We start from the raw sequence: 9,573 nt of genomic DNA on the forward strand, positions 1-9,573 counted from the left end.
ATTTTGAGAGGGGGCAATTCTATGGAACGAAAACTTACGGCGAAGAAAAGCGCCGGAAGCTCCCCCCGATTGGGTGAGAAAACTTTTCCCCGCCTGATGATCGCCCCGGCGCTGGCGGTTATGGGGATTCTGACGGCGTATCCTCTGGTCTTCACATTCCTGTATAGCTTTACTGATTACAATTATCTGAAAGGCCCCGACTCGGCGAACTTCGTCTTTCTGAAAAGCTACCTCTCTCTTTTTCGCAACGCATATTTCCACCAGGCGGTTCTGAACACCATCCGGTTCACCCTGCTGGCGGTGGCTTTTGAGATGGTGCTGGGCTTGCTGGAGGCGGTTTTTGTAAAAGGTTTGCGCTGGGGGCAGAAGATCATGCGCACGCTGCTGCTGCTGCCGTATCTGCTGCCCGCCGTGACGGTGGCCCTGAGTTGGAAGATGATGCTCTCCTCCAACTACGGTATCGTGAATCAGGCGCTCGGCGCGGTGAACCTGCCGGTGTTCAACTGGTTCATGGATACCCGCACGGCCTTCGGTACCATCTTGGTCATCGATGTCTGGCAAAACACGCCCTTTGTGTTTCTGCTGCTCTACGCGTCCCTGCAATCCGTATCGGAGAGTCAGTACGAAGCCGCCCGCATCGACGGCGCGGGCGTCGTTCAGCAGTTCTTCTATGTCACGATTCCCAACATCAGAAGCGGCATTGCCCTTTGCGCGTTGCTGCGCACCATCGACACCTTCCGCCTCTTCGAGAAGATCAACATCCTCACCGGCGGCGGCCCGGCGGGCACCACCTCATCCATCACCCAGTTCCTGTACAACTACGGCATCAAGAACCTGAAGTTTGGGTTCGGCAGCGCCGGCGCCATCGTGATGACGCTGCTGGTCTTGATTCTGTCCGGCTTCTACATCAAAAAGGCGATCAGATAATGGAGCATATGAAATTGACATTTGTCAATGTGGGCTACGGCGAGGCCATTTTGGCAGAGTGCCCCTCCGACGGCGGGTTCACCATGTTGATCGACGGGGGCGGCGCCGAGCCGACGGAATACGCGGGCAGCCGCACCGGGCGGATAACGCTGGCAGGGTATCTCAAGCGGCGGGGTATCCGGCGGCTGGATATGCTCTTGAGCACCCACATCCACGAGGACCATGTCTGCGGGCTGTTGGCGGCGACGGAAGAAGCGCCTCCTGCCCGGATGTGGCAGGCTCTGCCGGAGGATTTCTGGCGCGAAATGGAGGAACTCCCCTCTGATCTGGCAAAAAACGCCTCTATGGATAAATTTCTTCGGGCGCTGTCGGCTTACCGAACCCTATGCCGGAGGCTGACGGAGAGGGGCTGCGAAGTCCTCAGCGTCTCCGCCGGGTTTACGGCGCAGCTGTGCCCGGGGCTGACGGCCAGGGTATTGGGGCCGGGCGACGACCGCGCCGCCGACCTGGCCCGGAGGCTTCGGGATGTATACCACCAGCCGGATTCCCGCGAGAAAGAGCGGCGGCTGGCCGCGATTGACGCCGACATGAACAATTATAGCGTGATGTTGTCATTGAACTACCGAGGCACCAGGCTCCTGCTGCCGGGGGATACCAACAACATGGGCTACGGGGGGCTGGAGACTGAGCTGCGGGCGGATTTGTTCAAGCTGGGCCACCACGGACAGAAGGACAGCGTAACGCCCGAGCTACTGGAGGCGATCGCGCCGCGCCACGCCGTATGTTGCGCGTCCAGCGACCGCCGCTATAACAGCGGCCACCCGGATGTGCTGGCCCTGTTGCGCCGCAGTGGCGTCCGCTGCTGGTTTTCCGACTGTCCGGAGGGAGAGGGCGTACCGCCCCACCGGGCATTGACTTTTGACATCGGTTCCGGGGTAGAGATCAGCGGCGATTATCAGTAGGATAGGCATTTCACACCCGCAGGCGTTCCGGTACATCGCATCCGACGATCGCCTCCGGGTTATATTTGTATGAAATTTCTCCAGTTTGCACAATTTTCCTTGTCAGCGAGCCCTTGGTGGCATATACTATATATTGTAGGGCCAACTTGTCCATACCCACAAATTCGCCCCCCCGCTCAGCGGGCGACGAGGCGCATGGAGGCATTCCTATGTATCTAGACCATCGGGTGATCGCCAAAATCGCGCGGCTTTTGTCGCGCATCGATATGAACGTGATGCTGCTGGACAACTCGGGCCAGGTCATCCTGCCGGAGGACAACCACCGCGAGTTTACGCTGCCCGAGGCGCTTCGGCAGAATCCGACCGAACCGCTGGTGTACGGCGGGTTCACGCTGATCGGCACCGAGGGCGCGCAGCCGCTGTTTTTGTGCCTGCCGGGCGATTCGACCGACGTCGGCAACTGTGCGATTCTGTCGGCGGAACTGATAAACATGCTCACCCGGGTCGATCTGCCGCACGCCGACCGCGAGCAAAGCTACCGCTGCATTTTGCGCGACGAGGTGGAGGGCGCGGAGCTGGAATCGCTGGCGCTCGAGCACTCGATCGCGCTCGACAAGAGCCGACTGGTGCTGGTGGTGCATCTGGGCAGCCTCGACACCGAGCTGGCGCTCGGCATCCTGAGCAACGTGGTGTCCGAGGAGGCGGGCGACGCGGTGGTGGAGCTCGACCGCCACACGGTGGTGCTCATCAAGCAGCTCGATGAGCAGAGCGAGTACGAGGAGATGGAGCAGCTGGGTCTCGCGATCGAGAGCACCTTCGTCAACGAGACCAGCCATCCGGTCTACATCGGCATCGGCGAGCCCAAGAAGCAGCTGTCGCTTTTGTCGGAGTCGTTCCGCGAGGCGCGCCGCGCCATCGACGTGGGGCGCATCTACCGCTCGGAGGAATACGTGTTCGTCTACCGCAAGCTGCTGCTCGAGCGTTTCCTGGCCGACGTGTCGGTCGACATGCGCGGCCAGTATAACCAGATGATGTTCAACCGCAAGACCGCGCGGCTGTTCAACGAGGAGATGATCCACACGATCGAGAAATTCTTCGAGAACAGCCTGAACCTGTCGGAGACCGCGCGTCAAATCTACATCCACCGCAACACCTTGGTGTATCGGCTGGACAAGGTGCAGCGCGTGATCGGGCTGGATCTGCGCAAGTTCGACGACGCGGTGACCTTCAAGATGATGATGCTGCTGGGCAAAAACGCGAACGATCGCGGCAGACTGTACGCATAAACGCGTCACGCGAATCCGGCTGAGGCCGTCTTTGCGTGAGATGGATCCCGGGGCCGCCTAGCCTGTCGGGCCTGCGGGGGCGCGCCCGACCGCGCCCAGTGGGCGAGGAAGGGAGGGCGCCAGCCCAATGGGCACGCGATGCCGAGGGATATCAAGCGAGCACGGGGCGACCATTGCGAATTGAGGACGGCTGCGGCCTCCCTTGGTCGCAATCGCATTCACGCCCTTCGTACACGCCGGCGGGCGCGTCGTTCCGGGAGGCTCCCAACCCTCCCAAGACCCTCCCGGTTAGAGAGCAGAAGACGAACGGTGGGGATGAACCTCAACATGCGCGCCTGCTATCCGGCATAACCTTGTTCGTGCCGGACAGGCGTAATTTTTTGGCGTGGAGGCGGGCGCATGCGCAAGCGAACCATCGTGATCTTGGCCGTCGTGTGGATGGTTGTGCTGGTGGCCGGGGTGTCCTCGGCGGTGACCATGGCGCTGGTGGGCGCGCTGCCAGGGCCCTCGGCGGGCGACGCGATGCGGGTCACGCAGCAGGAATACGAGCGGCTCGAGCGTTACGAGCGCCTGGACGAGGTGTTCCGGGAGCTCAAGGGGCGCTATTATACGGAGCTGAATGAAGACGAGCTGGTGCTGGGCGCGGTGCGCGGCATGGCGGCCTCGGCCGGCGACCCTTACACCTTCTACTATACGCCCGAAGAGATGAACGAGATGGTCGAGCACTCGAAAGGGCTGTACGAGGGCGTGGGGTTGCTGCTGTCGGGCGACAAGGCCGGCAACGTCGTGGTGCTGCGCGTGTTTCACGGATCGCCCGCCCACGAGGCCGGGGTGTTGCCGGGCGACATGGTGCTCAAGGTCAACGAGCAGGAGGTGTCGGCCAGAACCGACCGGGCGCTCGACGAGGCGATTGGCCGCATCAAGCGCGACGAAAGCGAGACGACCATGCTCACGATCCGGCGCGGCAAGGAACTGCTCACGATCGGCATGGGCAAGCGGGCGGTGCGGATCGACCCGGTGCAGTATGAGGTGCTGGAGGACTCGGTCGGCTACATCGTGATCTACCAGTTCATGGGCGACGACGTGGGCGGGTTCAAGCAGGCGGTGCGCGCGCTCAAGGATGCGGGCGTAACGAGGCTGATTATCGACGTGCGCTCGAATCCCGGCGGGCTCCTGAGCGACGTGGTGGACATCTGCGACCAGCTGATGGGCCAGGGCCTGATCGTCTACACGCAGGACCGGGACGGCCGGCGCGAGGATTACTTCTCCGACGCGGCGCTGTGGGACGTGCCGATCGCGGTGCTGGTAAACTCGATGTCGGCCAGCGCGTCGGAGATCCTGGCGGGCGCGCTTAAGGATGCCGGCCGCGCGATCATCGTGGGAGAGAATACCTTCGGCAAGGGCATCGTACAGACGCTGGTGACGTTCAAGCCCGACGGGGCGGGGATGCAGCTGACCACGGCGCGCTACTTCACGCCGTCGGGCAAGAGCATCCACGGCGTGGGCATCGCGCCCGACATCAAGGTCGAGCTGACCGGCGAAGCGCCGCTGCACACGGGCGTGAACCTTGTGCGCGACAGCCAGCTCAAGGCGGCCTACGACGCGCTGGTGGGCGGAAGGCAAGGATACTGATACCGCACATGAATGCGTCGTCGCGCCGGATCTTTTTCCGTCCTGCCGTGTCGCTCTCCGCTCACCGCAGCGCCGCTACGGCTCCAGCTCCTTGCAGGACGAAAAATCTTTCGCCGCTTTGGACTCATTCATGTGCTCCGTTGGTATAAGGAGGTACGGCATGGAACGGAAGGGATGGGGTCGCGCGCTGATCGGGCCCGGCGCGATCACCGTTGCGGTGCTGCTGCTGATGCGGGTGAGCTGGATAACGATGAACCTGGCGGCCGGCTACGCGGCGGAGGCGCTGGGTGCGTTGGCGATGGCGCTGGCCGTGCGCGGCGGGCGGCGACAGGCGGCGTCTGTACTGGCGGCGCTGGGCGTGTTGCTTGCCTGGCTGCTCGACCTGATCGACGGCGCGATGGCGTTTACGTATGTTGCCGCCGGCCTGATGATGGCCGAGGGCTACATACGGGCGGAAAAGCTCCATCCCGCCGCGCGCGCCGTCGTCGGCGCGGCGGCCGCCGTGCTCGCAATGGCGCTGGGCACCGCGCTGACGCTGCTGAACGCCCGCACCATGACGCCGGGCGCCGCGCTCGGCTACGCCTTTGCGCGCCAACTCTGGCGCGCGGCGGCGTACCTGGTGGGAGGATATATAGGGCTAAGGCAGGGGCGGGAAGGGCGAACCCCGTAGGGGCGGCCTGCGGCCGCCCACCCTGTCGGCGCGAGACTACATTTATAATGTTTTGGGCCGCCCGCAACTCAATCGCCCTTCGGGGCATCGACCGGTCACGGCGCAGCCGGGGCCGTACCAGCGGAACAATTCGGGGAAGGAACCGGTGAGCTTTCGCAGCATCTCCTGCGAAAAAGCGCGAATCTCCCACTGCGCGCGCTCACAGGTGCGCAGCCGCATGAAGTGCGAAAGCTCCCGCGCATTCATCGTCAGCATCAGCCGGGCCGTATGTCCGCTGAGCGCGAAATAGCTGAGCAATTCGGGGGCCAGGCCGTCCTCGCCGAGCGCGCGGGCGGTACGTTCGTTTGCACGGAACGCAACCTCGTAGCGTTCGAGCGCCTCGCCGCCCTCCGCGGCGACCGTTTCCGGCAGCACGTACCGTCCCCGGTTCAGCGTATGCAGCGCCGGCTCGAACAGCGGCGACTGCATGCGGTGGCGCGCGAAGTGGGTCACGCAGGCCTGAGACACGCCTTCGAGCAGGAAGGTGTAGCAGAGCGCCTCGAGCTCGCGCGCGCGGGCGTCGCGCGTGAGCTCGCGCAGCTCGTCCATCCGGTAGCGGCCGGTGAAATCGAGCGCCCGCTCGAGCGCGGCCGGGGCGTCCGCCGGCGCTGCGGTCAGCGTCACGCGCGGCTGAGCCGGCGCGCTCGCGTGCAGCTCGGCAACCAGCCTTGCCGGGCGCGCGTCCGGATGGTGCGCGCGCTCGGCCTCGATCACGCCGGGGTACAGCGCTTCGAACTGCGCCGCCAGCTGTTCGCCGAGCGCGCGCAACTCCTCAAACGCACTGCCTCGCCCATAGCGCAGCGCAAAGATCAACTGGAGCAGCGAGCGCGCGTTGAGCGTCATGTAGAAGTGCGAGGCAAAGCAGTAGGGCAGCACAAACCGGGCGTCCTCGAGTGGCACGCCCAGTTTGACGAGCGCCGCATAGTCCGAAAACCTGTCGCGCATCGCCGACTCGTAGCGCGCGCGCAGCTCGCCAGTCAGCGAGGGCGGAACGTAAAATCCCGCGCCGCCGAAATCCACGTATCGGCGCGACTTGACCGTGAAGGCGACGAGCCGCGACTCGATCAGGAACTGCTCGGCCAGCACGCTGACGGAGTCCATCGCCACGGTCAGCGCGTGGTGCTCGATCAGCGACTTGTGGCCGGAGGACAGCACCTTCTTGACCAGCATCCGATCGCGGTCGCCGCCCATGCGCCCCTCGAGCAGCCCAAGCGCGCCCCCCTCGGTGGTCGATATGCGCGCCGCCGCGGCGCACACCTTGAGGCCCTGATCCGATTGCGACACGATGCGCGCGTTACCCATGTGCGATCCCTCCCCATATCCAATCTATTCATTCTATCAAAGGCTGTCCACTCTGCCAAACGGCCGATTGCACGAAAAATCTGGGGGAAAATTTTTATCACTTCCGGGGTGGGCGGATCGGGGCGAACGCCCGGTAAAATTCGACCCCAGAATGCGACGAACCCCAGAAATTGTGTTGACAGCGCCGAGCGACCACCATATAATGTATTTGCAGACGGGTGCTTTTTTTTGCGCCGACTTAAGTCAAAGGGAGTGTCACCATGCTGGATACCATCATCAAGCGCGACGGACGGCAGATGCCCTTCGATCAAGACAAGATTACCGACGCCATAATGAAGGCGTTTTCGGCCACCGGAAACCTTAACGCTAAGCAGACGGCGCGTGAGCTGACTTCGCAGGTAGTGGCTGTGATCGAGGACGGCGGATCTTCCGGCCTTCCGACCGTGGAAGGGGTGCAGGACGCGGTGGAGCGCGTGCTGATCGAGAACGGCTTCGTGCGCACCGCCAAGAGCTACATCCTTTACAGGGCCGAGCGCAGCCGCGCTCGGGAGATGAACACGCGCCTGATGCAGATCTACGAGGACATCACCTTTTCCGCCGCCATCGATTCCGACATCAAGCGCGAGAACGCCAACATCAACGGCGACACCGCCATGGGCGCGATGCTCAAGTACGGCGCGGAGGGCGCCAAGCAGTTCAACCAGATGTTCGTGCTCAAGCCCGAGCATGCCCGCGCGCACCAGGAAGGCGACATCCACATCCACGACATGGACTTTTTGACGCTGACCACCACTTGCTGCCAGATCGACCTGATTAAGTTGTTCAGCGGCGGCTTTTCGACCGGGCACGGCGTGCTGCGCGAGCCCAACGACATCGCCAGCTACTCGGCGCTGGCCTGCATCGCGATTCAGGCCAACCAGAACGATCAGCACGGCGGCCAATCGGTGGTCAACTTCGACTACGCGATGGCCGAGGGGGTCAAGAAGACCTTCTCCAAGCGCTATCGGGATAACATGGCGCGCGCGCTCGAGCTGGTGTGCGGCGATCCGGACGCCGAGTCCTTCGCCAAGGACTGCGCCGCCAAGCTCAAAGCGCGCGCTCTTAGCCCTACGCTCACGCAGAACGAGCCCTACTTAGAGGCGGAGGCGGCGCTGCTCGCCGAAAAGGGCGTGGAGGATGTGCAGCGCGTGCAGGCGTTCGCCCATAAGAAGGCGGTGCAGGAGACCGAGCGCGCCACCTATCAGGCGATGGAGGCGCTGGTGCACAACCTCAACACGATGAACTCGCGCGCCGGCGCGCAGGTGCCGTTTTCCTCGATCAACTACGGCCTCGATGTTTCGCCCGAGGGGCGGCTGGCCATGCGCGAGCTGCTGCTGGCCACCGAATCGGGGCTCGGCGGCGGAGAGACGCCGATCTTCCCGATCCAGATCTTCCGGGTCAAGGAGGGGATCAGCTTCAACCCCGGCGACCCCAACTACGATCTGTTCCAGCTGGCCTGCCGCGTATCGGCCAAGCGGCTGTTCCCCAATTTCTCGTTCCAGGACGCGCCGTTCAACCTGCCGTACTACGTGCCCGGCCGCCCGGAGACCGAGATCGCCTACATGGGTTGCCGCACACGCGTGATCGGCAATGTGCACGACCCTGAGCAGCAGATATCCAACGGCCGGGGCAACCTGTCGTTCACCTCGATCAACCTGCCCCGCATCGCGATCCGGGCGAATCACAGCGTCGAGTGGTTCTTCGCGGAGCTCGACCGCCAGCTCGACCTGGTGATCGAGCAACTCAACGAGCGCTTTGAGATCCAGGCGCGCAAGCGCGTGCTCAACTTCCCGTTCCTGATGGGCCAGGGCGTGTGGTTGGACAGCGAGAAGCTTTCCTGGAACGACGAGGTGCGCGAGGTGCTCAAGCACGGCACGCTGTCGGTGGGCTTCATCGGCCTGGCCGAGACGCTGGTCGCGCTGGTCGGCGAGCATCACGGCCAAAGTAGGCAGGCGCAGAATTTGGGCCTTGAGATCATCGGGCACATGCGCGCGCGCCTCGACGAGGAGAGCCGCAAGGCGCAAATGAACTACACGCTGATCGCCACCCCGGCCGAAGGTCTGTCGGGCCGGTTCGTGCGCATCGACCGCAAGCGCTTCGGGTCGATCCCGGGCGTCACCGACCGCGACTACTACACCAACAGCTTCCACGTACCGGTGTACTTCGCCATCAAGGCGGTCGACAAGATCAGGATCGAGGCGCCTTACCACGCGCTGACCAACGCCGGGCACATCTCCTATGTGGAGCTCGACGGCGATGCCAGCCAGAACCTCGAGGCGTTCGAGAAGATCGTGCGCGTCATGAAGGAGGCCGGCATCGGCTACGGCTCGATCAACCACCCGGTAGACCGCGACCCGCTGTGCGGATTCAACGGCGTGATCGGCGATTGCTGCCCGCACTGCGGCCGCAGCGAGGACGAGCACAAGTTCGAGCGCATCCGCCGCATCACCGGGTACCTCGTCGGCACCACCGACCGCTTCAACAATGCCAAGCGGCATGAGGAGCAGGAGCGGGTGAAACACCAGCTGTGAGCCTTCATTGGGAGGTTTGGAGGGCCGTGGCCCTCCATGTTCAGCCATAGATACTGGCCTGGCCAGTGCCTATGGATTCCCCCCCCAAGGGCGCGGCCGGGTGCGCCCCGACGGGGAATCAATTCCGGTTCCCCCGTCCCCAACTCACGCGCATATACCCACAGGCAGATGCGCGTGACCCGAAG

Annotated in this window: 7 protein-coding genes; 6 read left to right on the top strand and 1 reads right to left on the bottom strand. The window is 63.6% G+C overall.

Going from position 1 to position 9,573, the window contains the following annotated elements; all coding sequences use genetic code 11:
* Positions 1-21 precede the first annotated feature (21 nt).
* The 5 genes from ACH6CV_RS11650 (at position 22) to ACH6CV_RS11670 (ending at position 5,477) form a co-directional block, all read left to right on the top strand.
* On the top strand, positions 22-927 hold the full coding sequence (locus ACH6CV_RS11650; RefSeq protein ID WP_456358368.1) for a carbohydrate ABC transporter permease: 906 nt from the start codon (positions 22-24) through the stop codon (positions 925-927).
* A gap of 14 nt (positions 928-941) precedes the next feature.
* Positions 942-1,889: a ComEC/Rec2 family competence protein gene (locus tag ACH6CV_RS11655; protein ID WP_456358369.1), complete on the top strand. Its 948-nt coding sequence runs from the start codon at positions 942-944 to the stop codon at positions 1,887-1,889.
* A 209-nt stretch (positions 1,890-2,098) separates the two neighbouring features.
* On the top strand, positions 2,099-3,175 hold the full coding sequence (locus tag ACH6CV_RS11660; protein WP_456358370.1) for a PucR family transcriptional regulator: 1,077 nt from the start codon (positions 2,099-2,101) through the stop codon (positions 3,173-3,175).
* A 399-nt stretch (positions 3,176-3,574) separates the two neighbouring features.
* Positions 3,575-4,807, top strand: coding sequence for a S41 family peptidase (locus tag ACH6CV_RS11665; RefSeq protein WP_456358371.1), 1,233 nt, complete (start codon positions 3,575-3,577; stop codon positions 4,805-4,807).
* Positions 4,808-4,967: 160 nt separating this feature from the next.
* Entirely contained in the window at positions 4,968-5,477 is a 510-nt protein-coding gene (locus ACH6CV_RS11670) for a hypothetical protein (protein ID WP_456358372.1), read from the top strand.
* 42 nt (positions 5,478-5,519) lie between these two features.
* On the opposite strand, the gene ACH6CV_RS11675 is transcribed toward ACH6CV_RS11670, so the two are convergent.
* Positions 5,520-6,818 carry an FAD-dependent thymidylate synthase gene (locus tag ACH6CV_RS11675; protein WP_456358373.1) on the bottom strand — a complete coding sequence of 433 codons (1,299 nt, stop codon included), beginning with the start codon at positions 6,816-6,818 and terminating at the stop codon, positions 5,520-5,522.
* A 260-nt stretch (positions 6,819-7,078) separates the two neighbouring features.
* Between ACH6CV_RS11675 and ACH6CV_RS11680 the strand changes: the two genes are divergently transcribed.
* Positions 7,079-9,388 (top strand): anaerobic ribonucleoside triphosphate reductase, encoded by a 2,310-nt coding sequence (locus tag ACH6CV_RS11680; RefSeq protein ID WP_456358374.1) that lies wholly within the window; start codon positions 7,079-7,081, stop codon positions 9,386-9,388.
* Positions 9,389-9,573: the final 185 nt, after the last annotated feature.

The sequence above is a fragment of the Anaerozeibacter quisquiliarum genome, assembly GCF_051162045.1.
In the GTDB taxonomy this organism is placed as follows: Bacteria; Bacillota; Clostridia; order Christensenellales; family Aristaeellaceae; genus Anaerozeibacter; species Anaerozeibacter quisquiliarum.

Coding starts and splice junctions, on each gene's coding strand:
- ACH6CV_RS11660 (WP_456358370.1), top strand. CDS start 2,099: ATGTATCTAGACCATCGGGTGATCGCCAAAATCGCGCGGCTTTTGTCG.
- ACH6CV_RS11680 (WP_456358374.1), top strand. CDS start 7,079: ATGCTGGATACCATCATCAAGCGCGACGGACGGCAGATGCCCTTCGAT.
- ACH6CV_RS11675 (WP_456358373.1), bottom strand. CDS start 6,818: ATGGGTAACGCGCGCATCGTGTCGCAATCGGATCAGGGCCTCAAGGTG.
- ACH6CV_RS11650 (WP_456358368.1), top strand. CDS start 22: ATGGAACGAAAACTTACGGCGAAGAAAAGCGCCGGAAGCTCCCCCCGA.
- ACH6CV_RS11670 (WP_456358372.1), top strand. CDS start 4,968: ATGGAACGGAAGGGATGGGGTCGCGCGCTGATCGGGCCCGGCGCGATC.
- ACH6CV_RS11665 (WP_456358371.1), top strand. CDS start 3,575: ATGCGCAAGCGAACCATCGTGATCTTGGCCGTCGTGTGGATGGTTGTG.